Annotated in this window: 21 protein-coding genes; 8 read left to right on the top strand and 13 right to left on the bottom strand. The window is 70.6% G+C overall.

What is annotated here, in order from left to right:
* Positions 1-18 precede the first annotated feature (18 nt).
* The 3 genes from AB0H88_RS07950 to AB0H88_RS07940 are packed head-to-tail and all read left to right on the top strand — an operon-like array spanning position 19 to position 3,235.
* Complete coding sequence (locus AB0H88_RS07950) at positions 19-1,164, top strand: Gfo/Idh/MocA family oxidoreductase (RefSeq protein WP_357642537.1); 1,146 nt, start codon at positions 19-21, stop codon at positions 1,162-1,164.
* Positions 1,161-2,321: a dihydrodipicolinate synthase family protein gene (locus AB0H88_RS07945; protein ID WP_357642536.1), complete on the top strand. Its 1,161-nt coding sequence runs from the start codon at positions 1,161-1,163 to the stop codon at positions 2,319-2,321. Before AB0H88_RS07950 ends, AB0H88_RS07945 begins: the two co-directional genes overlap by 4 nt.
* Positions 2,318-3,235, top strand: coding sequence for a sugar phosphate isomerase/epimerase (locus AB0H88_RS07940; protein WP_357642535.1), 918 nt, complete (start codon positions 2,318-2,320; stop codon positions 3,233-3,235). The genes AB0H88_RS07945 and AB0H88_RS07940 overlap by 4 nt, the downstream gene beginning before the upstream one ends.
* 145 nt (positions 3,236-3,380) lie before the next feature.
* Here the strand turns inward: AB0H88_RS07940 and AB0H88_RS07935 are convergent, their stop codons facing one another.
* The 5 genes from AB0H88_RS07935 to AB0H88_RS07915 all read right to left on the bottom strand — a co-directional run bounded on the left by AB0H88_RS07935 (position 3,381) and on the right by AB0H88_RS07915 (position 10,479).
* On the bottom strand, positions 3,381-6,053 hold the full coding sequence (locus tag AB0H88_RS07935) for a PEP/pyruvate-binding domain-containing protein (protein WP_357642534.1): 2,673 nt from the start codon (positions 6,051-6,053) through the stop codon (positions 3,381-3,383).
* A gap of 86 nt (positions 6,054-6,139) precedes the next feature.
* On the bottom strand, positions 6,140-7,192 hold the full coding sequence (locus tag AB0H88_RS07930; RefSeq protein ID WP_357642533.1) for an alkaline phosphatase family protein: 1,053 nt from the start codon (positions 7,190-7,192) through the stop codon (positions 6,140-6,142).
* Between the two features lie 42 nt (positions 7,193-7,234).
* On the bottom strand, positions 7,235-8,011 hold the full coding sequence (locus tag AB0H88_RS07925) for a sugar phosphate isomerase/epimerase family protein (RefSeq protein WP_357642532.1): 777 nt from the start codon (positions 8,009-8,011) through the stop codon (positions 7,235-7,237).
* Between the two features lie 192 nt (positions 8,012-8,203).
* Positions 8,204-9,196, bottom strand: coding sequence for a LacI family DNA-binding transcriptional regulator (locus tag AB0H88_RS07920; protein WP_357642531.1), 993 nt, complete (start codon positions 9,194-9,196; stop codon positions 8,204-8,206).
* Positions 9,197-9,300: 104 nt separating this feature from the next.
* Complete coding sequence (locus AB0H88_RS07915) at positions 9,301-10,479, bottom strand: hypothetical protein (RefSeq protein WP_357642530.1); 1,179 nt, start codon at positions 10,477-10,479, stop codon at positions 9,301-9,303.
* A gap of 503 nt (positions 10,480-10,982) precedes the next feature.
* On the opposite strand from AB0H88_RS07915, the gene AB0H88_RS07910 reads away from it, so the two are divergent.
* The 3 genes from AB0H88_RS07910 (at position 10,983) to AB0H88_RS07900 (ending at position 14,800) form a co-directional block, all read left to right on the top strand.
* Positions 10,983-12,167 (top strand): thiolase family protein, encoded by a 1,185-nt coding sequence (locus AB0H88_RS07910; protein WP_357642529.1) that lies wholly within the window; start codon positions 10,983-10,985, stop codon positions 12,165-12,167.
* The gene (locus tag AB0H88_RS07905) at positions 12,164-14,302 is read left to right on the top strand and encodes a 3-hydroxyacyl-CoA dehydrogenase NAD-binding domain-containing protein (protein ID WP_357642528.1); all 2,139 of its coding nucleotides are present in this window, start codon (positions 12,164-12,166) and stop codon (positions 14,300-14,302) included. The genes AB0H88_RS07910 and AB0H88_RS07905 overlap by 4 nt, the downstream gene beginning before the upstream one ends.
* 105 nt (positions 14,303-14,407) lie before the next feature.
* Positions 14,408-14,800 carry an SSI family serine proteinase inhibitor gene (locus tag AB0H88_RS07900; RefSeq protein WP_357642527.1) on the top strand — a complete coding sequence of 131 codons (393 nt, stop codon included), beginning with the start codon at positions 14,408-14,410 and terminating at the stop codon, positions 14,798-14,800.
* Between the two features lie 26 nt (positions 14,801-14,826).
* Here the strand turns inward: AB0H88_RS07900 and AB0H88_RS07895 are convergent, their stop codons facing one another.
* Together AB0H88_RS07895 and dxs are read right to left on the bottom strand one after the other, a co-directional pair.
* Positions 14,827-16,293, bottom strand: a complete 1,467-nt coding sequence (locus AB0H88_RS07895) for an amino acid permease (protein WP_357642526.1) — start codon at positions 16,291-16,293, stop codon at positions 14,827-14,829.
* Between the two features lie 87 nt (positions 16,294-16,380).
* Positions 16,381-18,261 carry a 1-deoxy-D-xylulose-5-phosphate synthase gene (gene dxs, locus AB0H88_RS07890; RefSeq protein ID WP_357643146.1) on the bottom strand — a complete coding sequence of 627 codons (1,881 nt, stop codon included), beginning with the start codon at positions 18,259-18,261 and terminating at the stop codon, positions 16,381-16,383.
* A gap of 157 nt (positions 18,262-18,418) precedes the next feature.
* Between dxs and AB0H88_RS07885 the strand changes: the two genes are divergently transcribed.
* Positions 18,419-19,255 carry a neutral zinc metallopeptidase gene (locus tag AB0H88_RS07885; RefSeq protein ID WP_357642525.1) on the top strand — a complete coding sequence of 279 codons (837 nt, stop codon included), beginning with the start codon at positions 18,419-18,421 and terminating at the stop codon, positions 19,253-19,255.
* Positions 19,256-19,413: 158 nt separating this feature from the next.
* Complete coding sequence (locus AB0H88_RS07880; protein WP_357642524.1) at positions 19,414-20,193, top strand: neutral zinc metallopeptidase; 780 nt, start codon at positions 19,414-19,416, stop codon at positions 20,191-20,193.
* Here the strand turns inward: AB0H88_RS07880 and AB0H88_RS07875 are convergent.
* The 6 genes from AB0H88_RS07875 to AB0H88_RS07850 form a co-directional block, all read right to left on the bottom strand.
* Entirely contained in the window at positions 20,190-21,395 is a 1,206-nt protein-coding gene (locus tag AB0H88_RS07875) for an ROK family transcriptional regulator (RefSeq protein WP_225289290.1), read from the bottom strand. The two genes, AB0H88_RS07880 and AB0H88_RS07875, sit on opposite strands and share 4 nt — an antisense overlap.
* 35 nt (positions 21,396-21,430) lie before the next feature.
* Positions 21,431-22,693 (bottom strand): ABC transporter permease, encoded by a 1,263-nt coding sequence (locus tag AB0H88_RS07870; RefSeq protein ID WP_357642523.1) that lies wholly within the window; start codon positions 22,691-22,693, stop codon positions 21,431-21,433.
* Entirely contained in the window at positions 22,690-23,442 is a 753-nt protein-coding gene (locus tag AB0H88_RS07865; RefSeq protein ID WP_357642522.1) for an ATP-binding cassette domain-containing protein, read from the bottom strand. Before AB0H88_RS07865 ends, AB0H88_RS07870 begins: the two co-directional genes overlap by 4 nt.
* A 73-nt stretch (positions 23,443-23,515) precedes the next feature.
* A complete protein-coding gene (locus AB0H88_RS07860) occupies positions 23,516-24,631 on the bottom strand; it encodes a substrate-binding domain-containing protein (protein ID WP_357642521.1) in 1,116 nt (371 codons plus the stop codon).
* A gap of 263 nt (positions 24,632-24,894) precedes the next feature.
* On the bottom strand, positions 24,895-26,001 hold the full coding sequence (locus tag AB0H88_RS07855) for a hypothetical protein (RefSeq protein WP_357642520.1): 1,107 nt from the start codon (positions 25,999-26,001) through the stop codon (positions 24,895-24,897).
* The gene (locus AB0H88_RS07850) at positions 25,998-26,516 is read right to left on the bottom strand and encodes a SigE family RNA polymerase sigma factor (protein WP_357642519.1); all 519 of its coding nucleotides are present in this window, start codon (positions 26,514-26,516) and stop codon (positions 25,998-26,000) included. Before AB0H88_RS07850 ends, AB0H88_RS07855 begins: the two co-directional genes overlap by 4 nt.
* Positions 26,517-26,672: the final 156 nt, after the last annotated feature.

The following is a 26,672-nucleotide window of genomic DNA, read 5'->3' as shown; positions in this document are numbered from 1 at the left end:
TTCCGCGAAAGGATCCTCATGAGCGTGCGCACCATCGGCGTCGTGATGAACGGCGTCACCGGCCGGATGGGTTACCGCCAGCATCTGGTCCGATCGGTCCTGGCCATCAACGAGCAGGGCGGGGTCGTCCTGTCCGACGGCAGCCGGGTCAAGCTCAGGCCGGTCCTGGTGGGCAGGAGCGCGGACAAGCTTTCCCGGATCGCCGCCGAGCACCACATCTCCCGCTACACCACGGACCTCGACGCGGCTCTGTCCGACGACGACAACCTCATCTACTTCGACGCCCAGGTCACCAGCGCCAGGGTGAAGGCGGTCCTCAAGGCCATCGAGGCGGGCAAGCACATCTACGCCGAGAAGCCCACGGCCGAGTCGGTCCAGGAGGCGGTCGCGCTGGCGGAGGCGGCCAAGGCCAAGGGCATCAAGAACGGCGTGGTGCAGGACAAGCTGTTCCTGCCGGGCCTGCTCAAGCTGAAGCGGCTCATCGACGCCGGCTTCTTCGGCCAGATCCTCTCGGTACGGGGCGAGTTCGGCTACTGGGTGTTCGAGGGCGACTGGCAGGAGGCGCAGCGTCCGTCCTGGAACTACCGGGCCGAGGACGGCGGCGGCATCGTGCTCGACATGTTCCCGCACTGGCACTACGTGATGGAGAACCTGTTCGGCCGCGTCGAGTCCGTCTACGCCAAGGCCGTGACGCACGTTCCCCAGCGGGTCGACGAGCAGGGCAAGGCCTACGCGGCCACCGCCGACGACGCCGCGTACGGCATCTTCGAGCTGGCCGGCGGCGTGATCGCCCAGATCAACTCCTCCTGGACCGTCCGCGTCAACCGCGACGAGCTGGTGGAGTTCCAGGTGGACGGCACGCACGGCAGCGCGGTCGCCGGCCTGCGCAACTGCCGCTTCCAGCACCGCGCCGCCACGCCCAAGCCGGTCTGGAACCCCGACCTGCCCGCCACGGCCCGCTTCCGTGAGGGCTGGCAGGACGTGCCGGACAACGCCGACTTCGACAACGGCTTCAAGATCCAGTGGGAGGGGTTCGTCCGCCACGTGTGCGAGGACGCGCCGTTCCCGAACGACTTCGCCTCGGGCGCGCGCGGCGTGCAGCTGGCCGAGCTGGGCCTGCGCTCCTCGGCCGAGGGCCGCCGGATCGAGGTGCCGCACCTGTGATCATCGACCTGCCCGGCGGCGCGTACACCCTGCGCGAGCCCGTGACCTGGCCCGTGGTCGACGCCCCGGCGTCGAGCCGGGTCGTGTACGCGGCCGCGCACGTGGTGGCCGACCCGCTCGGCGACAACACGCCCGGCTCCCCCGCCGCCGTCGACTGGGAGGCCACGCTCCGGTTCCGCAGGCATCTGTGGTCGTACGGCCTGCGCGTCGCCGACGCCATGGACACCGCCCAGCGCAACATGGGTCTGGACTGGGCCGCCACCAAGGAGCTCATCCGGCGCAGCGCCGCCGAGGCCCGCTCGTTCGGCGACCCCGCCGCGCTGGTGGCCTGCGGCGCGGGCACCGACCACGCCCCCGGCGCCGCCGACCTGCGCGCGATCACCGCCGCCTATACCGAGCAGCTGGAGACCGTGCAGGATGCGGGCGCCGGGGTGATCATCATGGCCTCACGGCAGCTCGCGCGGGTGGCGAGCGGGCCCAAGGACTACCACCAGGTGTACGGGGAGCTGCTCGGGCTGGCCGAGCGGCCGGTGATCCTGCACTGGCTGGGCGAGATGTTCGATCCGCAGCTGGCCGGATACTGGGGCTCCGCGGATGTGGCGGCGGCCACGGAGTCGTTCCTGGAGCTGATCCACGCGCACGCCTCGAAGGTGGACGGGGTGAAGGTGTCGCTGCTCGACGAGGAGCACGAGGTGGGCCTGCGGGCCGCGCTGCCCCCGGGGGTCAGGCTGTACACCGGCGACGACTTCAACTACCCGTCGTTGATCAAATCGGGGTCGCACGCGCTGCTGGGCATCTTCGACGCCATCGCTCCGGCGGCGGCCGCGGCCCTGCGGGCGCTGGACGCCGCCGAACAGAGCACGGGCGCGGAGGCCGACCGAAATCTCGCACTTTACGATGAGATCTTGGCGCCGACCGTGCCGCTGTCCCGGAAGATCTTCGAGACCCCGACCTACAACTACAAGACCGGCATCGTCTTCCTGGCCTGGCTGAACGGCCACCAGGACGCGTTCGCCATGGTGAACGGCGCCCAGTCGGCCCGCTCGCTGGTCCACCTGTCGGAGGTCTTCCGCCTGGCCGACCAGGCCGGGCTGCTGGCCGACCAGGAGCTGGCCGTACGGAAGATGACGGCGCTGCTGGAGGTGAACGGGCTGTGAGCCTGTCCCTGAACCAGCGGACGACCAAACGGTGGTCGGTGGCGGAGGCCGTCGAAGGCTGCGTACGACACGGTCTGGAGGCCGTGGGGCTGTGGCGTGAGGAGGTCGCGGAGCAGGGGCTGGCCGAGAGCGTCAAGCTGGTCCGCGACGCCGGGCTGCGCGTGTCGTCGCTCTGCCGGGGCGGCTTCCTGACGACCCCCGCCGACCCGGCTCCCGGCACGACCGGCCCGGCGCAAGGTGGGACGGCCCGTCGGGCGGCGCTCGACGACAACCGGCGGGCCATCGACGAGGCCGCCGAGCTGGGGGCGGCCTGCCTGGTCATGGTCGTCGGCGGCCTGCCGGGCGTGCGGCCCGGCGAACCGCTGCCGAGTGAGCCGTTGTCGGCCGACCCGGACGGCGTACGGCGGCCGTTCTCGCGCGATCTGGCCGGGGCCCGTGAGCAGGTGGCCGAGGCGCTGGAGGTGCTGGCCCCGTACGCCGGTGAGCGGGGCGTCAAGCTGGCGCTGGAGCCGCTGCATCCGGTCTACTGCGCCGACCGGGCCGTCCTGTCGACGCTGGCCCAGGCGGTCGATCTGTGCCTGCCGTATCCGGAGGAGCAGGTGGGGGTGGTGGTCGACACCTTCCACGTGTGGTGGGACCCGCGGCTGTTCGAGGAGATCGCCAGGGCCGGCCGCCGGATCGCGTCGTACCAGGTGTGCGACTTTCTGCAGCCACTTCCGGCGGACGTACTGCTGGGGCGGGGGATGATGGGCGACGGGGTGATCGACTTCCCGCCGATCACCCGCGCCGTGGCCGCGGCCGGCTACACCGGGGACGTCGAGGTGGAGATCTTCAACGCCGACGTCTGGGCCGCCGACCCGGACGAGATCGTGGCCACCATGAAGCACCGCTACGCCCAGGTGGTATCTCCATAACCCGACGGGGTCAGGCCGGTTCGTCCCGTGCCGCGCCGCCCAACCCCGGCCGGGTCGTCCCGCGCTGACCCCGACCGGTTCAGGCCGGGGTCGCGGCCGGTTCAGGCCGGGGTCGCGGCCGGTTCAGGCCGGGGTCGCGGCCGATTCAGGCCGGGGTCGCGGCCGGTTCGTCCAGTGCCGTGTCTTCGTCCTCCGGGTCCGGCTCGGTCTCGGTGATCGTCACCGTGCCCGCGGCTCCGTTCACGGTGATCTCCTGGCCGGTGACGATGCGGTGGGTGGCGTCCGGGACGCCGGCCACCGCCGGGATGCCGTACTCACGGGCCACCACCGCGCCGTGCGACATGGCGCCGCCCATCTCCATCACCAGCCCGCCCGCCGTGAGGAACAGCGGCGTCCAGCCGGGGTCGGTCGACGGGCAGACCAGGATCTCGCCCGGCTCCAGGTGCGCCCCTACCGGGTCGAGCACCACCCTGGCGCGGCCGGTGACCGTGCCGGCGGAGGCGGCGCTGCCGATCAGCGCGCCCTCCGTGGCGGGGGCCGCCAGGGCCTCGGGCTCGGTGCCGTCCGACAGCATGATCCTCGGTACGTGCCTGCGGCGTGACTCCCGTGCGTAGGCCGCCCGCCGCTCGATCACCAGCTCACGCGGATCGCCCCCGTCCAGGGCGGACCGCGCCTCCTCGATCCGCAGGAAGAACACGTCGTCCGCCGCGTCCAGCACGCCGGTGGTCACCAGGTGCTCGCCGACGACCAGCAGGCTCCGCCGGATCGCGGCCAGGGTCTTCACCAGGTAGTACTTCGGCATCTCGCGTACCCCGGCGAACATCCGGGTCCGCCGCAGCCCGAACCGGGCCACGGCCCCCCGGAGCGCGCCCTTGCGGCGGGCCGTCGCCACGATCCGCGCGACGGCCGCCTCGGCCTCGGCCGCTCCCCTGGCGAACAGCGCGTCGGGCGCGAGGTCGGCGCCGCCCTCCATGCGCAGGTAGTTGGCCAGGACGCCGAGGATGTGCGTCGGGTCCTCCGACCAGCGCGCGACGCCCAGGTCGATCTCGGCGATGCCGCGATGCCCGTACTTATCCAGAAAAGCAGTGATCCCCTGCTGGGCCTTCGGGGGCAGTTCGCCGGCCCTGAAGCGGCGTACGAGCTCGCTCACCGGCTCGTTCCTGAACGGCTCCGGTTCGATGCGCGTCGCCAGCGCCCAGAGTTCGAGGTCCATCTCGGTGGTCGGGTTGTTGGGGACGCTGCGCAGCACGTCCTGCATGTCGCTCATGGACAGGCCGGAGAGCTTCGAGGCCAGCGCGAACAGGCCATAGCCGACGATCGCGATCGGCATGAGCGAGACGATCACCGGGAACGCGCCGCCGAGCATCCGCTCCGCGTGGTCGAGCCGCTGGACGGGCGTGGCGGAGCCGGGCAGCCGCAGCCGCCGGTCCAGCTCGTCGCCCAGCCTCCTGGTGTAGGCGATCGCCCGATCGGGCCGGGTCAGCGCCTGGAGCAGCCGCTTCGGGGCGTGTACGCGGCGGGCGAAGTGCGCCACCCCACGGAAGAACGGGCGGCGCGAGGTGTGGATCACCGAGAACCGGGGCTCCTCGAACAGGTCCGTCAGCACCGCCCCGGCCCTGGCCTCGCCCATCAGCAGGGCGCGCGGCATGATGGCCCGGCCCATACGGCTGCGCAGGGCCGTGGTGACGTCCAGCCAGACGCGCTGACCCCCCTCGAACATGAACGGCGCCCCATCCCGCGCCCTGGCCGGGCCGTAGCCGAACATCCCGGCGGCACCCGCGCCGAGCAGCTGGAACGCGGACAGCCCCATCGGGGTCAGCGGGCCCATGACGCCCTGGGCGACATTGACGGAGAAGTAGACCCGCAGGCCCTGCCTGGTGGTCTCGGGCAGCGGGTAGAGCGTGGTGATCGGCCTGGCCTGGGTGAGCCAGAGCTTTCCGTCGGCGTCGATGGCCCACTCGGTGTCCTGCGGCGCGCCGTAGTGGTCCTCGACGCGGGTGCCGAGCGCGGCCAGGTCGCGTACCTGCTCGTCGGTCAGGCAGAAGCCGTCGTGGGCGGACTCGACGCGTTCCGTGCCGCCGCCGGGCAGGGCGCGGATCGTCAGCCGCTTGTCGCCCGCGTGCCGGTCGAGGATCTCGCCGCTCGCCGTGTCGACGACGAACCGGTCGGGGTTGACGGCGCCGGAGACCACGGCCTCGCCCAGCCCGGGGTTCGCGTCGATGACGGCCTCGTGCCTGCGCCCGGTGAGCGGGTTCGCGGTGAACAGTACGCCGGCCGTCCGCGCGTCGACCATGACCTGGACGACCACCGCCAGTCGTACGGAGGCGTGGTCGATGCCGTTGGAGTCGCGGTAGGCGACGGCGCGGTCGGTCCAGAGCGAGGCCCAGCAGCGGCGTACGGCGTCGAGCACGTCGTCGGCGCCGACGACGTTGAGGTAGGTGTCCTGCTGACCGGCGAAACTGGCGAACGGCAGATCCTCCGCCGTGGCCGAGGATCGCACCGCGACCGGCACCGCGTCCTGCTGCGCGATCCGGCTCAGGGTGGTGTACGCCTCGCGGATCGACCGCGCGACGGCCTCGGGGATCGGGGCCGCCAGCAGCCGGGTCCTGGCGGCCTCCGCGAGCCCCGGCCCGCCGGTCGCGATGACGTCGTCCAGGCCCGCCGCCTGCGCCACCTCGTGGTACGCCTCCGTGGTGAGCGCCCAGCCGGGCGGGACGGGGAGCCCGGCCCGGGTCAGCTCGCCAAGGTTGGCCGCCTTGCCACCGACTTCGGCCAGCATGCCACCGTCAATGTCGGAAAAGTCCAGTGCCGTCGTCATCGGGCGTACTCCCACCGTTCAGCGTCTCGTTACGAGTTTCACGCTTTACGGCAAAGAATTCAACACTTGATGAACAGTGGCGTCGCTCACACCTCCAGCGGCACGCCGTCGAGGCCCCAGGCGGGGTCGCATTCGATGCCGAGCAGGGCCAGCGCGGTCGGACCGACGTCCACCAGCCTCGGACCGCCGAGACCGGCGCCATCCCGCTCCGCGCCATCCCGCTCCGCGCGACCCAGGTCGGCACCGCTGAGGTTCGCGCCGCCCAGGTCCGCGCCGCCCAGGTTCACGCCGCCCAGGTCCGCGCCCAGGCGGGCGGCGATGACGAAGACCGTTCGCTCCTCGATGGAGGTGCCGCCGTGGCCGCCCTCGTCGACATGGCCGTGGTCGGTGGTGACCAGGACGGTCCAGCGCTCGCCGGCGAACGTCGGTCTGCCCCGGATGGCGTCGAGGAAGCGGCCGAGGTAGGCGTCCTGGGTGTGGAGCGCCGCGGTGTAGTCGGGGCAGTGCGGGCCGAGGTCATGGGCCACCTCGTCGGTCTCGCCCAGGTAGACGAAGGTGAGGTCGGCGCCGGTGCTCGCGAGGTGATTCTCGGCGGCCGCGGCGACCTGCTTGTCAGCGGTCGGCCAGGTGATCGCGTAGCCGTCCAGGGCCAGGCGGGTGCCGATGGCCGGGCCGAACGCGCCGTGGTCCGCCAGCGCCGCCCAGGAGAAGAACGCCGCGGTGGTCAGGTCGGGACGGGCCGCATTGGCACGAGTCAAGAAGTCCGGATATTTCGCGAATTGGGGGTCGGTGAACGCGTTGTCCACGACGCCGTGCTTGTCGGGCCACACCCCGGTGGCGATGGACGACCATCCCGGCCCGGAATCGGTCCGGGACCTGATGGCCCGCCCGGAGGGGATTTCGCCCGAAGCGCCGGTGCCCTCGCCAGAAGTAGCGGTGCTCCCGCCTGAAGCGACGGCGCCCTCGGGGACGATCTCGCCGGGGGACTCGGTGCGGGGGGCGGCGGACTCGCCGTACGGGAGCAGGCTCCTCCCGTACGCACCCGCCGACATCAGCCCGCTCAGCACCGGCGGCTCCAGCGCGACCAACCGGTCGAAGCGCAGGCCGTCCATGCCGACCACCAGCACCTTGTCTCTCACTGGGCCCCTAACCGGGTCCCTCACCGGGTCGCTCGTCACTGGCTACTCCCTCCCGAAACGCCGCACCCACTCGGCGGCCCCAGGCAGTATCTCCTCCACCGGCGCGACCTGGGGATACCAGGTCCGCTCCCACTCGAGCGACACCCACCCGGAGTAGCCCCACGAGCGCAGCAGCTCACCGGACTCCTCCAGCGGCACCGTGCCGCTCCACATCGGTACCGGCGTGGTGTCCTGGGCGGAGACCGCGTCCTTGACCTGGACGTAGGCGAGGTGCGGGCCGAGAAGGGCCAGGGTGTCGGCCGGGGACTCACCGTGCCGCCACGGGTGGAGCAGGTCCCAGAGCGCGCCGGTGGTCTCGGGGCAGGCCGCCTCATCGAGCAGCCGCGCGACGGCCGCGCCGGTGGCCATCTGGTCGTGCGTCTCGACGAGCACCCGCAGACCGAGTCCGGCGGCCGTACCGGAGACCGCCTTGAGCCTGCGCGCTCCGATCGACGGGTCGTCGCCGCGCGGGAACACCCGGACGCCCGGAGCGCCGAGGTCGGCCGCGAGCGTCAGGTCCGCGACGAGCGCCTCGACGACGGGCTCGTCGGGGCCCGGCTCGCATACGCCGACATATCCGGCGAGCGCCGATATTTCCAGACCTGCGGCTTCGACCCGCTGCCGCACCGACGACCGCTCGTCCGCCGACAGACCCCGGTGTACGCCGGTGTCGGGGTGCAGCCGCAGCTCCAGGCCCTGGCACCCGTGCCCGGCCGCCACCTCGATCGCCCTGTCGAGCCCATAGCCCGGCATCCCGAGCGTGCTGACCGCCAGTTTCATTGCGCCCTCCCGAGCGACCGTCTCGCCTGTGCGACGCGTCCCTTTGGAAGCGCCCCCTGTCCACGCCCTCTACGGCGCGCCCCTTCGGATGCGCCCTCTGTCTCCGCCCTGCGCAAGGCGTCCCCTTCGGAAGCGCCCCCGTCCATGTCCTGTACGGCGTCTCCCCTTCGGAAGCGCCCCTGTACGGCGAGCTCAGCGCAGCGCGCGTACGCTCTCGCGCAGGACCACCTCACCCGGCACCTGCTCCACCGTCGGCTCCTCCTCGGCCGCCAGCGCCAGCTCAAGGGCGCGGGCGCCCATGTCCTGCAGCGGCAGCCGTACCGTGGTCAGCGCGGGCACCTGGTCGCGCAGCGTCGCGATGTCGTCGAAGCCGGCCACCGACACGTCGTCCGGCACCCGGATCCCCCGCTCACGGTAGGCGGCGAGCGCTCCCACGGCCATCACATCGTTGACGGCGAACACGCACGTCGCGTCCCCGGTCTCCTGAGCCGCCTGATAGCCGCCGTCGCGGTCGAAGCGTCCCTCGATGACCCGCGGCTCCGGCAGGCCGAGCTCGGCCAGCGCCGACACGAACCCGGCGCACCGGTCGCGGGCGGTCATCAGGCGCGGCGGCCCGGCCAGTACGGCGAAGCGGGTGTGGCCGAGCCCGGCCAGCGAGCGGGCCAGGGCGGCGGCGCCCTCGTGGTTGGCGGGCGCGACCGTGTCGACGCCGAGCAGGTCCTGGCCCACGCACGCGGCCCGCCCGCCGCTGGCCCGGTAGCGGTCCAGCTCGGCGCGGAGCCGTTCGGTGACCTCAGAGTCGGCGACGCGGGAGCCGACCAGCAGCACGGCGCGTACGCGCTGGGCGTTGAGCGTCGCCACGTAGGCGATCTCCTGCTCGGGGTCGCGGTGCGTGGTGCCCACCATGACCAGCAGGCCCTCGCCGGCCGCGGCCCGCATCGCGCCGTCGGCCAGTGCCGCGAAGTAGGGGTCGGTCAGGTCGTGGACCACGATGCCGATGACGTTGCTCGCCCCGCGGGCCAGTGTCTGCGCCGCGATGTTGGCGCGGTAGCCCAGCTCGTCCGCGGCTCGCTCGACGCGGGCCCGCAGATCGGCGCCCACCTGGCGGGTGCTGCCGTTGAGCACCCGCGAGGCGGTGGCGAGCGAGACGCCCGCCTGCTTGGCGACGTCTTCCAGCGTGACCACGAGACCTCCCGGAAAGCGGTTTCCCAGTGTGCCAGACCGGCACCTGGGTCCGCATCCTTACACGTCTCGGGGCCGACCCGACAGTAAGTCGCCGCCGAAGGGCATCATCCCCAGGGGAACAGGATGTCGAACAGGCCCTTCTTGGTCTCCGTCGGGACCGGCGCCGGAGCCTGTGTCTGCTGGACCGCCTGCGTCGGCTGGCTGGTCTCCTGCTTGGCCGGCTCCTGCGTCGCCTGCTTCTGGGTGGTGCCGGTGTCCGTGTCCTTGATCGTGTCCTGCGTCGCCCTGGTGGCCCGGGTGCTCGGCTTGGCGGTCGGCTCACCGATGCGTGTACGGGTGGCCCGCGGCGAGGGGGTACGGCTGGCGCGCACCCGGGCGGCGGTCGGCGACGGAGCGGCGGTGGCCGAGGCGGTCGGCTCCGGGGAGTCCGATTCCGTGGGGTCGGTGGCCTCCTCCTCCGTGTCACTCGGCTCCGCCTCCGTGGGAGAGGCGGCCGGCCCGCTGACCTGCTCGGCGCTGGCGCACTTCCCGCTCTGGCACGGGTCGTCGGAGGACGTGCCGGTCAGCATCCAGCCGGCCCCGGCGCCGAGCACGACGACCGCGACGGCCGCCATGAGCAGCACCTTGGTACGGCGGCGCACCTCCTTGTCGCCCTCGGCCTGGTGACCGCCCCCCTGGGAGCCGTCGGTCCAGCCGGAGCCGAGGAAGCCGCGCTTGGGCTCCGCGGGCTCGTCATCGTCGTAGGAGGACCCGTAGCTCTTGTCGAGCGGGAGGTAGGCGTCACTCGGCTGGTCACCGGTGTAAAGCGGCCCGCTCGGCGCATCGCCCGTGTAAAGCGGTCCACTCTGCGCATCGCCCGTGTAGAGCGGCACGCCGGTGTCACCGGTGTAGAGCGGCTCACCCTGCGCGTCACCCGTGTAAAGCGGGCCGCTGGCCTGGTCGCCGGTGTAGAGCGGCCCGCTGGGCGCGTCGCCGGCGTAGAGCTGGTCGCCGCCACTGTAGAGCGAGTCCCCGTAGAGGGGGCCGCTGGCCGGGTCACCGGTGTACAGCTCACCCTCGGCGCCCGTCGCGCGGTGCTGACCCTCGGTCGGCGGGATGTACAGCTCGGGCGCGCCCTTGTCCGGCGGGAGAATGTAGGTCTCGTTGCCCGAGACCACGATGGCCGGCTGCTCGTCGGTGTCGTCCGTGCTCCAGCGCGGGGACAGAACGTCGCCGGTCAGCTCCGGGTTCGCCGGCCTTCCCTGCCCATCCTCATATGGCCTGTCGTTCTCGTCGCGCGCCACGATGGAACCTCTCTAATACGAATCTGGACCGCGACCCTTCCTAACAGACTTCTCCACCACTTGTCCGGAAATTTCACAGGATGCTCATAAATAAGCTGGTGTCACAACTCCGATCTCCCGTTTCAGCCAACCCCCCCGAGGGGTATGGCTGAAGGTTGCCTGGACATGACCACGCACCTGCTCCAGCCCTATACGCACGGTAACGGGACACGGCCCACCTAAAGCCAGCAAAGGCTGCACCTGACGGCGCTGATCTCGGTCAGGACTGGAGTTTCGGTCCAATCGGGAGCTTCATCCACAAGGCCGGAATCCGGGGCGCAGTCACGCGCCGTGACGACATCATGACCCCCATGACCGAGGCCGCACCCCATCCCGGCGCCCTGGCGCTGACCGGATTGCGCGCGGGCGCGCGTCGGCGCCGCTGGCGGCCCGTCCTCGTCTGCGGTGTGGTTACTGACGAGTAGCATAGGCGCGGTAACTGCCGAGCAACGAGGAGCGAATCCGTGCCTTCCTCTCGTGACGTCGTGTTCGTCGACGGCGTACGCACACCTTTCGGCCGGTCGGGGCCCAAGGGCATGTACGCGGAGACCCGCGCGGACGACCTGGTCGTCCGCGTCATCCGCGAGCTGATCCGGCGCAACCCGGGGCTGCCGCCGGAGCGCGTGGACGAGGTCGCGATCGCCGCGACCACCCAGATCGGCGACCAGGGCCTGACCATCGGCCGCTCGGCGGCGGTGCTGGCCGGGCTGCCCAAGACCGTGCCCGGCTACGCGATCGACCGCATGTGCGCGGGCGCGATGACCGCGGTGACCACGGTCGCGGGCGGCATCGCGTTCGGCGCGTACGACGTGGCCATCGCGGGCGGCGTCGAGCACATGGGCCGCCACCCGATGGGCGAGGGCGTCGACCCGAACCCGAGGTTCCTGTCGGAGCGCCTGGTCGACCCGAGCGCCCTGGTCATGGGCATGACGGCCGAGAACCTGCACGACCGCTTCCCCACGATCACCAAGGACCGCGCCGACGCCTACGCGGTGCTGTCGCAGGAGAAGGTGGCCAAGGCGTACGCCGACGGCCGGATCCAGCCCGATCTGGTGCCCACGGCGATCAGGACGGCCGAGAAGGGCTGGGGGCTGGCGGTCGAGGACGAGGCGCCGCGCCCCGGCACCACGCTGGACGGGCTGGGGGCGCTCAAGACGCCGTTCCGCGCCCACGGCAACGTCACGGCGGGCAACTCCTCGGGCATCAACGACGGCGCCACCGGCTGCGTCGTGGCCGCCGCCGAGACGGCCGCCGAGCTGGGCCTGAGGCCGAAGATGCGGCTGGTCTCCTACGCCTTCGCCGGGGTGGACCCCGAGGTGATGGGCGTGGGCCCGATCCCGTCCACCGAGCGGGCGCTTCGCCTGGCAAACCTCGATATTTCTGACATCGGGCTGTTCGAGATCAACGAGGCTTTCGCCGTACAGGTGCTGGCCTTCCTGGAGCACTTCGGCATCGCCGACGACGACCCGCGGGTGAACCCCTACGGTGGCGCGATCGCCTTCGGCCACCCACTGGCCTCCTCGGGCGTACGGCTGATGACGCAGCTCGCCCGGCAGTTCGGCGAGCGCCCCGACGTGCGCTACGGCATCACCACCATGTGCGTCGGCATGGGCATGGGCGGCACCGTGATCTGGGAGAACCTGGCATGAGCAACCTCGAGACCTGGCGCTCGCTGCTGACCGAGCGCGACACCGGCGAAATCGTCACCAAGGCCCTGGTCCGCGACGTCGAACTGCCCGGCGGGGCCGGCACGATGGCGCTCATCACCCTCGACAACGGCTTCGACCACACCAAGCCCAACACCTTCGGCCCGCGCGGGCTGTTCGCGCTGAACGGCGCGCTGTCCGAGATCGCCGCCCGAACCGACCTGGCCGCCGTCGGAGTGACGGGCAAGCCGTTCGTCTTCGCGGTCGGCGCCGACCTCAAGGGCGCGGCGACCATGGCCGCACGCGAGGAGGCGCGGGCCATCGGCGCGCTGGGCCACCACGTGTTCCGCCGCCTGGGAGAGCTGCCCATCCCGTCGTTCGCGTTCGTCAACGGCGCGGCGATGGGCGGCGGCCTGGAGGTGGCCCTGCACTGCACCTACCGGACGATCTCCTCGGGCGTCCCGGCCATCGCGCTGCCCGAGTGCTTCCTCGGGCTGGTGCCGGGCTGGGGCGGTACGCAGCTGCTGCCGCACCTGATCGGCCCGGCCCGCGCGATCAAGCTGATCATCGAGAACCCGCTGTCGCAGAACCGCATACTCAAGGGCGCCCAGGCGTTCGAGCTGGGCGTGGCCGACGCGATGTTCGAGCCGGCCGACTTCCTGGAGGAGTCGCTGCGCTGGGCCGCCCGGGTGCTCACCGGCGACGCCGTCGTGGCGCGCGACTCGCACGCGGACAACGTCCAGGACAAGAACGTCCAGGATAAGGACATCTGGGACAAGGACGTCTGGGACAAGGCGGTCGCCGATGCGCGCTTCCTGGTCGACATGAAGCTGCGCGGCGCCTCCCCCGCGCCCTACCGGGCGCTCGACCTGATCTCCCTGGCCCGTACGGCCTCGCGCGACGAGGGCTTCGCCGCCGAGGACGAGGCGCTGACCGACCTGCTGATGGGTGACGAGCTGCGGGCCGGGCTCTACGCCTTCGACCTGGTGCAGCGGCGGGCCAAGCGCCCGGCGGGCGCCCCCGACCCCGCGCTGGCCCGCAAGGTGACCAAGGTCGGCGTGGTGGGCGCGGGGCTGATGGCCTCGCAGATGGCGCTGCTGTTCGCCCGCCGCCTGGAGGTGCCGGTCGTGCTGACCGACCTCGACGAGAGCCGGCTCGGCAAGGGCGTGGGCCACGTGCACGCCGAGGTCGACAAGCTGCTCGCCAAGGGCCGCGTCTCGGCCGACCAGGCCAACCGGCTCAAGGGGCTGGTGACCGGCTCGCTGACCAAGGACGCCTTCGCCGACGCCGACTTCGTCATCGAGGCGGTCTTCGAGGAGCTGTCGGTCAAGCGGCAGGTGTTCGCGGAGGTGGAGGCGGTGGTCTCGGCCGACTGCGTGCTCGCGACCAACACCTCCTCGCTCTCGCTGGCCGAGATGGGCGCCGCGCTGGAGCGTCCGGAGCGGCTGGTCGGGTTCCACTTCTTCAACCCGGTCGCGGTGATGCCGCTGCTGGAGATCGTCAAGGCGCCCGCGACCGACGACGCGACGCTGGCCACCGCCTTCGCCGTGGGCCGGACGCTGAAGAAGTCGTCAGTGCTGGTGAAGGACGCTCCGGCGTTCGTGGTGAACCGGCTGCTCACCCGCTTCATGGGCGAGGTGATCGCCGCGGTCGACGAGGGCACGCCGCTGGAGGTCGCGGAGCACTCGCTCGACGACCTCGGGCTGCCGATGACACCGTTCGCGCTGCTCCAGCTCGTGGGGCCGGCCGTCGGCCTGCACGTGGCCGAGACGCTGCACGCGGCCTTCCCCGAGCGCTTCGGCGTCTCGGCGAACATGGCCAAGCTGGTCGCCTCCGGCAAGCCGGGCGTCTATCTGCCCGACTTCTCGCTCGACCCCGAGGCGGTGGCGCTGTTCGCGGGCGGCTCGGCAGCCTCCAGCGCCGCCGAGGTACGGCTGCGCGTGCTGCGGGCCTTGGCCGAGGAGATCCGGATCATGCTGGACGAAGGCGTGGTCGCGGCGGCGCAGGACATCGACCTGTGCATGATCCTCGGCGCGGGCTGGCCGTTCCATCTTGGCGGGATCACCCCGTACCTGGACAGGTCGGGTCTGGCCCAGCCGCGCTTCCTCCCAGCCGGCACCGCCTCCGTGCCCGCCTGAGACCGGCCCGCTTGACCGAATCTTGGCAGGCCCGTCCGGCGGGCCTCCCAAGGTCCGGCGATCCGTAACGTAGCGTGTTCGCCGCGCTACGAACGGAGAAGAGCCATGATGAGAGCAGTCGGCACGATCGCGCTGTGCGGTGTCGCGCTGGCGACGGCGGCCCCCGCACTCGCCGAAGCGACCCCCAAGTCGACCCTGAGGATCGTGGTCGTGGTGGACGACCTGCCGAAGGGGGTCACCCTCACCTGTGACCCTGACGGCGGCAGTCACCCAACCCCCGCCGCGGCCTGCGACCTGCTGCGGAAGGTCAAGGGCGACCCGAGCAAGCTGAACGTGGTGCCCAATCCGGTGTGCACCGACGAGTACCAGCCGCACACCGTGGTGGTGGTCGGCAAGTGGCGCGGGACATCGCTGCGATGGACTTACATCTTCTCCAACTCCTGCCGGATGAAGGCGGCGGGCGGAGCGGTCTTCACCGTCAGAGCGCCGGCCGCCTGACCGCCGGGGGTGGGCGCCCCGCGCGCCTACCCCTTCGGGCCGGGCACCTGGACCCGGCTGTGGCGGTAGCCGTAGGCGAAGTACAGCACGGCACCGATGATCAGCCACACCACGAACCGCAGCCACGTCTCGACCGGCAGGTTGAGCATCAGGTAGAGGCAGGCCAGCACCGACAGGATCGGCAGCAGCGGCACCATCGGCGTACGGAAGGCCCGGGGCAGGTCCGGCTGCGTACGACGCAGCACGATCACCCCGGCCGAGACCACCACGAACGCGAAGAGCGTGCCGATGTTCACCAGCTCGGCCAGCGCGCCGAGCGAGATGAACCCGGACAGCACCGTGGTGACCAGCCCGATGATGATCGTCAGCCGGGCCGGCGTACCGAACCTGGGGTGGACCTTCGCCAGCGCGCGCGGCAGCAGCCCGTCGCGGCACATGGCGAACAGCACCCGGCTCTGCCCCAGCATGAGGATCATCACCACGGTGGTCAGGCCGGCGATCGCGCCGATGCTGATCAGCGTGGCCGCCCAGGACTGACCGACCGCGGTGAAGGCGTCGGCGAGCGGCGCCTTCTCGCTCAGCTTGTCGTAGCGCTGCATGCCGACCACGACCAGCGAGACCGCCACGTACAGGACGGTGCAGATGGCCAGGGAGCCGATGATGCCGCGCGGCAGGTCGCGCTGCGGCTTGATGGTCTCCTCGGCGGCGGTGGCGACGATGTCGAAGCCGATGAAGGCGAAGAAGACGACCGCGGCGGCCGAGAAGATGCCGATCACGCCGAAGGCGACAGGCGTGATGCCGAACAGCACCTGGATCAGCGGCGCCTTCAGCCCCTCGACCCCCGGCGTGGACAACGGCGGCGGGATGAACGGTGAGTAGTTGGCCTTGTTGACGAAGAACAGCCCGGCCACGATGACGAGCAGGATCACCGCCACCTTGATGGTGACGATGACCAGGTTGACCCGCGACGACAGCTTGATCCCGGCGGTCAGGACGCCGGTGAGGATCAGCACGATGACCATCGCGGGCAGGTTGACCACGGGGCTCTCCCCCGCCATCCACGCGGGCAGTTCGAGGCCCACAGAGGACATCAGCGAGGCGAAGTAGCCCGACCAGCCGACCGCCACCACCGCCCCGGCCAGCGCCATCTCCAGCATCAGGTCCCAGCCGATGACCCAGGCCGGGAACTCGCCCAGCGTGGCCAGCGAGAAGGTGTAGGCGGACCCGGCCACCGGGATCGACGAGGCGAACTCCGCGTAGCACAGCGCCGCCAGACCGCAGACGACGGCGGCCACGACGAAGGAGAGCGCCACCGCCGGACCGGCCGTCTCCTTGGCCACACGGCCGGTGAGGACGAAGATGCCGGTGCCGACGATGACGCCGATGCCGAAGACGGTGAGGTCGACGGCGGTCAGTCGCTTTCGCAGCCGATGCTCGGGGGCTTCGGTGTCGAGGATCGACTGCTCGACGCTCTTGGTGCGAAAGATGTCCACACCCAGCGTCTTCCCACACCCCCGGGTGATCATTCCTATCCGGGGGGTGAGCAGGGCGATCAGCGCGGCGCGGGCTTCAGCCGCCGGTCAGCGCGGCGCGGACTGGCTCTCGATCGGGCTGCTCCGCTTGGCGATGGCCTCGGTGATCTCGCGCGCCAGGTCCTGGCCGGTCAGCCCGATCTGGCCGAGGATCGCGGCCCGCTTGGCATGGTCGAGGAAGCGCTGCGGGATGCCGTAGCCGCGTACGGGCACATCCACGTCGGCGTCGCGCAGCAGGCGGGACACCGCGTCGCCGACGCCGCCCACACGGCCGTTGTCCTCGACGACCGCGACCAGCTTGTGGGCGCTCGCGGCGGCCACGAGCGCCTCGTCGAGCGGCTTGACCCAGCGCGGGTCGACCACGGTCGCCGAGATGCCCTGCGCGTCGAGCAGCAGGGCGGCGTCCATGCAGATCCGCGCCATCGGGCCCACGCCCACCAGCAGCACGTCGGGCTCGCCCGCGCGCAGCACGTCCATCGTGCCCAGCTTGCCGACGGCCTCGATCGGCTCGGCGACCGGGCCCTTGGGGAAACGCAGCACGGTCGGGCCGTCGGAGACCTCCACGGCCTCGCCGAGCAGCTCGGTCAGCCGCTCCCCGTCGCGTGGCACGGCGATCTTCAGGCCGGGGACGACCTGGAGGATCGACAGGTCCCACATGCCGTTGTGGCTGGCGCCGTCGTCGCCGGTGACGCCCGCCCGGTCGAGCACCACGGTGACGGGCAGCCGGTGCAGGGCCACGTCCATGAGCAGCTGGTCGAAGGCCCGGTTGAGGAAGGTCGCGTAGACGGCCACGACCGGGTGCATGCCGCCGAGCGCCAGCCCGGCCGCGCTGGTCAGGGCGTGCTGCTCGGCGATGCCGACGTCGTAGATGCGCTCGGGGTAGGCCTCGGCGAAGGCGGCCAGGCCGGTCGGGTGGAGCATCGCGGCGGTGATGGCGACCAGGTCCTCGCGGTCCTTTCCGAGCCTGACCAGCTCCTCGCTGAACACGTTGGTCCAGATGCGGCCCTTGGGCTTCTCCGCGCCGGTGGCCCGGTCGAAGGCGCCGGGCGAGTGGAACTGGTCCTCGTCGTGGTTCTCGGCCGGTGAGTAGCCGCGGCCCTTCTGGGTGAGGGCGTGCACGATGACCGGGCCGCGGAAGTCGCGGGCCTTGCGCAGCGCCGCCTCCATGGCCTGCTCGTCGTGGCCGTCGATCGGCCCGACATATTTCAGGCCGAGGTCCTCGAACATCACCTGCGGGGCCAGGACGTCCTTGACGCCCTTCTTGATGCCGTGAAGCGCGTCGTAGAGCACCGGAACGTTCCCGATCTTGTCTTTGACGTATTCGAGCATGTCCTCATAGCGGCGGTTGACCCGCAGCGAGGACAGGTGGGAGGCCAGGCCGCCGATCGTCGGCGAGTAGGAGCGGCCGTTGTCGTTGACGACGATGACGAGCCGCAGGTCCTTGCCCGCCGCGATGTTGTTGAGCGCCTCCCAGGCCATGCCGCCGGTCAGCGCGCCGTCGCCGATCACCGCGATGGCCGTGCGGTCGTGCTCGCCGCGCAGCTTGAAGGCCTTGGCCAGGCCGTCGGCGTAGGACAGCGCGGTGGAGGCGTGGGAGTTCTCGACGAAGTCGTGCTCGGACTCGGCCTGGCTCGGGTAGCCGGACAGGCCGCCCTCCTGCTTCAGCGCGCCGAAGCCCGCGGCGCGCCCGGTCAGCAATTTATGAACGTACGACTGATGTCCGGTGTCCCAGACGATCGGGTCGTCCGGCGAGTCGAAGACGCGGTGCAGCGCGATGGTGAGCTCCACCACGCCGAGGTTGGGGCCGAGATGACCGCCGAACCGGGCGCAGCAGTCGACGAGCAGGTCACGGATCTCCGCCGCCAGCCGCGGCAGCTCCTCGGCATCCAGGCGTTTGACGTCATGCGGTCCCTTTACCGAGCCCAGCAACCCGCTCACGGATGCGATCCCCTCTGCTCCTGTGCGCTAACCCGATCGAGTCTAGTTCGTGCCTGCCCTGCTGACTCCATCGCGCTCCATAGAGTCAAATCCACCCACATATGTCCGATCTTGACCTAGTCTTTCCTTCACTATGAACACTCTCCCCATGAAGAAGCTGTCGTCCCTTGTGGCCACAGGCGCGGTTATCGCCCTGGCCGGCGCGGGAACGGCGACAGCCGATGTCAAGCCCGTCTCCGCAGGTCAGCAGGTCGTCCAGCAAGCCGCTCAGCAGGCGGCGCCGCCCCGCGGCAAGGCCGCCGCGACGGCCAGCCCGCTGTACCGGACGGGACGGCTCGCCAGCTCCAACTGTTCGCCCGGCAACCTGCCCAAGGGCAGCACGACCGCCTACAAGCGCTTCCTCACCAGCGTGACGAACTGCCTGAACCGCTCCTGGGCCTCCCAGTTCCGCAAGGCCGGCCTCTCCTTCAGCAAGCCGCGCCTGCGCATCATCACCAAGAAGGTCCGCACCCCTTGTGGCCCGTGGAGCGCGGGTGCCGACGGCATCTACTGCTCGACCGACCGCACGATGTACATGCTGATCACCAAGACTCAGCTGCGCCAGCCGTTCGCGCTGGGCATCACCCGGCTGATGGCCCACGAGTACGGCCACCATGTCCAGAACATGTCGGGCATCTGGAACTACTACTGGGCCGCCAGGAACGCCAGTGGCAGGTCCGGCCAGCTCGCGCTCTCGCGCCGGTCGGAGCTGCAGGCGGAGTGCTTCTCCTCGGTCTTCATGCGCACGGTCGAGGGCACGCTGCCCGTCGACTCGGGTGAGTGGGACTACACCGTCAACTGGTTCCGCAAGAACGGCGCCAAGGGCTGGCCGCAGAACGACCACGGCCGGGGCCCCTCGCAGGCCTACTGGATGAACCGCGGCTACGGCTCGGCGTCCCCCGGCTCCTGCAACACCTGGGCCGCGTCGTCACGTACCGTCGCCTAGTTCTCCACTCTGAACGTTCTCCACTCTGAACGTTCTCCACTCTGAACGTTCTCCCGCTGTGATGCGGCCGCGCCCTACGGCGCGGCCGCATTGCGCTTTCCGGACAAAGCACAGGTCTCGCGAACAGGGCCCCATCTAGTGGTCTAGTATCCGCGATCGTGCGTATACCCCTTATCGCCGCATCTGTCGGCATGGTCGTGGGTTTGGCCCTATCTGGCACAGCCAACGCGGAGACCACGGCCCCGCAGGTCGCGCAGATCGCGCCGCCCGCCGTACTGGCCAAGAACAAGATCTATCGGTCCGGCACCCCGTCGCCGCAGTCGTGCGCGATCCCCGCGATCCGCAAGGGCAGCGCCGCCTCGCTCAAGACCTTCCACCGGGCCATGGCCAGGTGCGCCAACAGCTTCTGGGCCACCAGGTTCAAGGCCGCCGGGCTGCGTTACAGCCCCCCGAAGATCGCCATCACGACCGGCAGCGGGTCGGTCTGCGGTAAGATCACCAGCAACGGCGCCCAGTACTGCCCGGCGCAGCGGACGATCGCCATCCGGATCATGAAGCGGGACCTCCAGGACCCGTTCCGGATGAACATCGCGCACTCTGTCGCCCACGAGTGGGGCCACCACGTACAGCAGCTCAGCGGCATGCTGGACGAGCAGAACAGGCTCTACTGGAGGGCCGGAGGAAGCGCGCGCACGATACTCAGCCACCGCCTGGAGATGCAGGCCGAGTGCTTCGCCGGCGTCTTCTACAGCTCCACGCTCGACTCCATCGACCCCGGCATCACCTGGGACGAATGGACCGACGCCGTGAGCAGGGCCGGGGAGAGCAAGGTCCACGGCAAGCCGGCCAACCTCGCCTACTGGCAGGACCGCGGCTACAGCGGCGGATCGGCCCGATACTGCAACACCTGGACCGCGCCGAAGAGCCGGGTCTCCTAAGCGTTGGCCCTGGCCAGCACTTCCAGCGGGTCCGCGAGCACGTGGGCGAAGGCCAGCTCGGCCGCGCCCACGAGCGTCGCGTCGTCGGCCAGGGCCGAGGTGCGCAGCCGCAGCTTCTCCCGCTGCGGCGCCATCGCGTGCAGCGTCAGCCTGGTGCGCACCTGAGCGGCCGAGCCGAGATAGATCTCCCGCAGCATCCCGCCGAAGATGACCATCTCCGGGTTGAAGATGTTGACCAGGTTGGCGACGCCCAGGCCGAGCCAGTCGCCGACCTTCTTGAGCGCCTCCTGGGCCACGATGTCGCCCCGGTCCGCGGCGTCGACCACGGCGCGCACCGCGTCCCTGCCGTGCTGCTCGCCGGCCAGCCGGCCGGCGGTCTCCAGCAGGGCCCGCTCCCCCACCTCGGCCTCCAGACAGCCGTGCGAGCCACAGCCACAGGCCCGCCCGCCGGGGTTGACGACCATGTGGCCGACCTCGCCGCCGTAGCCGTCGTGACCGCCCAGCAGGTGACCGCCCGCGATGATCCCACCGCCGATGCCGACGTCTCCGTGCAGGTAGATCAGGTCCCTGACGGCGGCCCCCACGCCGCGGCTGTGCTCGGCCAGCGCGGCCAGGTTGGCGTCGTTGCCCACGCTGACGGGCAGGCCCAAGGCCAGCCTGCGGCCCAGCTCCTCGCCGAACGGCACCTCCTCGGTGCCGAGGTTGGGGCCGAACCTGATCATGCCGTCGCCCTTGCGCACTCCGCCGGCGACCGCCGCGGCCGCGCCGACGCAGACCGTGTCGGCCCTGGTCTTGCGCCGCATCTGCCGGGCGAAGCCGGCCAGGATCCCGGTCAGCTCCTCCAGCTCGAACGGACCGCGCAGGCGTACGGCCTCCCTGCGGTCGAGGATCACCCCGCCCAGCCCGACGCGCGCGACGGCCAGCCGGTCCGGGCCCACGTCGAAGGCGAACACGTAGACCCGCGCCGACTCGGGGCGCACCACGAGCGAGGGGCGGCCCGCGCGGCCGGTCTCGCGCGGCAACTCCTCGCGCACCAGCCCGGCCGCGGTGAGGTCGGAGGTGAGCGCCATGATCGTGCTGCGGTTGAGGCCCATCTTCGACGTCAGCTCGGCGCGTGAGGTCGGCCCGCCCAGATGGACGTGTCGCAACAGGGCGCCGAGGTTGTGACGCCTGATGTCCTCCTGGGAGGGACCGGCACGCATCGTCTGGGCTTCCTTAAAGGGGTGGGAGTCGCTGATCACCTTAGACCAGCGGCTGCCGCCCGCTTGCGCGCCAGAGCGTCCACACCTGCGGCCAGGAGCAGGACGAACCCCGTGACCAGGTATTTCACACTCGCACCGTACCCCATCAGGCCCATGCCGTTCTCGATCACCGCGACCACGGCGCCGCCGAGTACCGCGTCGAGGACCCGCCCCTTCCCGCCGAACAGGCTGGTGCCGCCGATGACCGCGGCGCCGACCGCGTACAGCAACACGGAGCTGCCGCCGGTGTTCGGGTCGACCGAGCTGGCCCGGGAGGCGGCGACGATGCCGCCGACGGCGGCCATCGCCGAGCAGATCACGAACGCGCTGATCCTGATCCGGTCGACGCCGATGCCGGCTCTGCGGGAGGCCTCCGCGTTCCCGCCGACCGCGTAGATGTGCCTGCCGAACGCGGTACGGCGGAGCACGAACGTCCACACGATCAGCAGCACGAGGATCACCGGCACCACGATCGGCACGCCCATCAGCGAGCTGATGGCCGGGTTGCGGGAGCGCTCGAGGTTGAGCACGTAGACGACGAGGCCCCCGATGATCGCCAGTGCGCCCACGCGGGCGGCGATCAGCGAGATCGGGTCGGCCACCAGCCCGCGCTTCGAGCGCCGGCCGGCCCTGATGAGCTGGAGGGCGGCGTAGCTCGCCACGCAGGCCGCGAAGAGCGCCCAGCCGAGCCACACCGGCAGGTTCTTGTTGGCGACGGCGACGATGACGGGATCCCGGATCGAGATGTTCGTCCCCTCGTCGACCAGCACCAGGACCAGGCCCTGGAAGGCGAGGAAGGCCGCCAGCGTCACCACGAACGACGGTATGCCCACCTTGGCCACCAGCGTCCCGAGTACGGTGCCGATGACCATGCCGGTGAGGATCGCCGCCCCCACGCAGACGTACCAGGGCAGGCCCATGGTGGTGAGCGTCACCGCGAGCACCGCCGCGCACACGCCGCTGGCGAAACCGGCCGACAGGTCGATCTCACCGAGCAGCAGCACGAACACCAGGCCCATCGCGATCACCGTGACCGCGGCGCCCTGGGTGAACAGGTTCGCGATGTTGATCGCCGTGAGGAAGGCGGGACGGGCGATGGCGAAGACGGTGCAGAGCACGAGCAGGCCGAGTACGGCCGGCAGCGCGCCCATGTCGCCGCCGCGTACCCGCTCGATGTAGGCGGAGACGCTGTGCCCGATCGACGGCGACCGCGTCGCGGTGACGATCGCCTCGCCGGGGAGTTCCTTGACCTTGTTCATTGTGCGATCCCCAGGTCTCCGCTCCGGCCGGATGTGATCAGTTCGACGACCTGCGCGTGCGTCACGTCGGCGGTCCTGACCTGCGCGGCCATCTTGCCGAGGTAGAGCGCCGCGATCTGGTCGGAGACGGCGAAGACGTCGTTCAGGTTGTGCGAGATGAGGACGACGGCCAGGCCGGTGTCGGCGAGCCGGCGTACCAGCTCCAGTACCTGCGCGGTCTGGGCGACGCCGAGGGCGGCCGTCGGCTCGTCGAGGATGACGACCTTGCTGTTCCACAGGACGGCCTTGGCGATGGCCACCGTCTGGCGCTGGCCGCCGGACAGGCTGGAGACCTGCTGCCTGATGGACTTCACCGTACGGACGGACAGCCCGTCGAGCGTCTGCGTGGCCAGTTCCTCCATCGACGCCTCGTCGAGCACGAGCCCGCTGCGGCGTTCCCTGCCGAGGAACATGTTCTGGACGATGTCGAGGTTGTCGCAGAGCGCGAGATCCTGGTACACGATCTCGATGCCCAGCTCACCGGCGTCACGCGGGCCGTGCACCTGGACGGGACGGCCGTCGAAGAGGATGTCGCCCCCGTCGATCGGGTAGATGCCGCCGATGCACTTGACCAGCGTCGACTTGCCCGCGCCGTTGTCGCCGACCAGGGCCGTCACCTCGCCGGGGTTGGCGGAGAAGGTGACGTCATGCAGGACCTGTACCGGGCCGAAGCTCTTGTCTATCCCGCGCACTTCGAGCAGGGGGGTCATGAGGCTCCCTTGGGGAGGGGTACGGCCGCCCTTGGTAGGTCGCGGCCGTACCCGGTTCTGCTTTCTTACTTTCCTACTGAATGCCGGCCGAGGTGCACTTGGCGGCGAAGTCGCCGGTGCACAGCTCCTCCTTGGTCACGTAGCCGTCCGCCACGACGTCCTTGACGTTGTCGAGGTAGATCGGCTGCGGGTCGAGCAGCTCGGACGGCACGTCCTGGTTGCTCTGCGGGTCCTTGACGCTGCCGCTCGCCGTGGGCTTCTCGCCCTTGGCCAGCGCGACCGCGAGCTTGGCCGCCGCGTCGGCCTCCTTCTTGACGGCCTTGTAGACGGTCATGCACTGGTCGCCGACCAGGATGTTCTGCAGACCCTGGACCGTGGCGTCCTGGCCGGTCACCGGGACCTTGCCGTTGAGGTTGTTCTTCTTCAGCACCGTGATGGCGGCGTTGCCGAGACCGTCGTTGGCGGCCAGCACACCGGCGATCTTCGGAGCGCTGGTCAGCATCTGCTCGAAGATGGTGCCGGCCTGGGCGTTGTCCCAGTCGGGCACGGACTGGTCGGGGCCCTTGACGTAGTCGCCCGAGTCGTACTTGGGCTTGAGCACGCCGTCGTAGCCGGCCTTGAAGAGGGTGGCGTTGTTGTCGGTCGGGGAGCCGTTGAGCTCGGCGATGATCGGCTTGCTGGCCTTCTTGTCGGTCAGGCACTTGACCAGGCCTTCGCCCTGCAGGGTGCCGACCTTGGTGTTGTCGAAGCTCACGTAGTAGGCGGCGCCGCCACCCAGCGTCAGCCGGTCGTAGTCGATGGTCGCCACGCCCTGGGACTTGGCCTTGTCGATGACCGTCTTGCCGGTGCCGCTGTCGAGGTTGACGATCATCAGCACGGTGGCGCCGTTGGTGATCATCTGGTCGGCGATGGTCTGGAAGGCCGTCTTGTCGTTCTGGGCGTTCTGGATGTCGTAGGCCACTCCGGCGGCCTTGAACGCCTCTTCCAGGTACTTGCGATCCGCCGTCTCCCAGCGGGCCGAGGACTTGCTGTCGGGCAGGATGACGCCGATCTTGCCGGCCTTCTGCGAGCTCTGCGTGCTCTGCGCGGAAGACGTGGACGAGGTCGGACCGCTGTTGCCCCCGCAGGCGGTGAGACCGAGGGCTAGAACGGCGGCCGCGGCGGTCAGGCTGAGGATCCCCTTGCGCATAGTGCAGGGTCCTTTCTTCCGGAGGGCCCGGATGAATGTTGTTTGCGGCAACGTATTCCGGGACGGCCTGCTTTGGAAGACCTACGAAGGGGGGAGTTTGTTGTTCCGGATAACAATCTAGAAACGCGCCTGACATCGGAGGTTCACCGTACGCGTGCCGCCGGACACCCGAAACGCCGCACCGGCCGGGGGGATCCGGCCGGTGCGGCGTCTGTCGGGCGTCTCTTGGGCGGCGTCTCTTGGGCGGCGTCTCTTGGGCGGCGTCAGCCGCCCGCGCCCCCGGGGTAGGCCAAAATCGGGGTCCTGCCTGGCTGCCGGTCCAGGAGCCGAGCCCGCCCGCTGTTGACGTCGACCGCGTACGAGCGGTCGCCTTCCTTGCCCCTGTACAGGAGCGTGACCTCGGATTCGCTCTGCCAGATCGTGGTGCCGGCGACGCCGCCGCGGTCGTCCGGCAGGCCGCGGACGGGCACCTTGCGCAGGGTCTTGCCGGTCTTGGCGTCGAGCAGCGTCAGCATGCGCTCTTCGTGCCTCGGGACCTCGCCCTTGCCGACCTTCGGGAACTCGACGGCGGCCACCGTACGACCGTCGGGCGCTACTTCGCTGAACATGATGAACACGCCGTTGAAGCGCACCGGCTTGCCTCCCCCTGTGACAGGCATGAGCCACAGGTCGGTCTTGATGTACCGGACCAGCTCGGCGACGCCGCCCTTGATGCTGACCGGCTCGTACTTGCCGTTGATGGGTGTCGTCCTGCCGGTGCGCACGTCGATCAGCATGCCGGGATACTTGCTGCCCTCGCGCGGGTCGAAGGCGATGTACCGGCCGTCGTCGGAGAGCACGAGCATGGAACCCACGCCGATCCGCTCCTCCTTGATGGTGACCGGCGACGTCGTCTCGGAGCCGCCCACCAGGTCGCGCACCACGTGCGCCTGAGCTTCGCGGCTGTAGTAGGCGAGCATGCGGCCGTCCCGGCTGATCGCGACGGGCGGCCGCTCGCCCTTGGTGGTCTCGACGAGCGCCTGCGGCACGCGGTAGGTCCTGCCGGCGCGGGTGACCACCCGCCACTCGACCGCGGCGCAGTCAACCTCACGCTCAACGAGCTTGCAGGATGTCTTGTACGCGCGGCTGATCGCCCCCACCTTGCCCTGGGGCAGGTCGGGCACGGCCTCTTGGCTCTGCTGCGTGGCCGTCTGGGCACCACGCGGCCACGGCACCGCTGCCACCGCCGCCGTCACGCACAGCACCGCCACGACGGATGCCGCCAGCACGCTCCGCCTCCTGCGCCGGTGGCCCGCGATGGCCACGTCGGCGAGGCTCACCAGCGGAGCCTCCTCGGCGATGTCCCCCAACGCCTCACGCAGTCTCGTCATCGTGCCACCTCCACGATCTCGGGATCATCCAGCAGATGCACCAGTTCCGGCGCGACCTCGCGCAGGCGGGCCAGCGCGTGATGGGTCTGGCTCTTGACGGTGCCGACCGCACAGCCCAGCACCTCGGCCGTCTGCGCCTCGGTCAGGTCCTCCCAGAACCGCAGCACGATCACGGCCCGCTGCCTGCGCCCCAGCTTGGCCAGCGCCTGACGTAACACGATCCGGTCGAGCACGGCTCCGTCGGAGAACGCGCCCCGCTCGGGCGGGTCACCGCTCGGCACCTCGGGACGCGATCTACGCCTCCAGGAGATGTACTGGTTGACCAGGGCCTTGCGGGTGTACGCCTCCGGGTTGCCGTCCTTGACCAGCTTGGACCAGTGGCCCACGACATTGATCAGGACACTCTGCAGCAGGTCCTCTGCCAGGTGCGGGTCCCCTGTGAGCAGGTACGCGGTCCGCATCAGGGCTTGCTGGCGGGCGAGCACGAACTCACGGAAGCCGTCGTGACGGTCCAATGTGATCTCCTCTCCCCCGTTGCCAACGCGACGTGTGCGACGAAAGGTTGTATCGCTCGCACCTCCAATCACAGGAGCACTTTCAGAGGCTCGGGACTCGGGCTCAGAGGCAGACGGCCTGAGGCGGGCGGTGTGGGGCGGGCGGTGTGGGGCGGG

Source organism: Nonomuraea sp. NPDC050680 (genome assembly GCF_040654555.1).
In the GTDB taxonomy this organism is placed as follows: domain Bacteria; phylum Actinomycetota; class Actinomycetes; order Streptosporangiales; family Streptosporangiaceae; genus Nonomuraea.
Note: the sequence above shows the minus strand (reverse complement) of the source record. Positions and strands in the feature narration are given on the sequence as shown.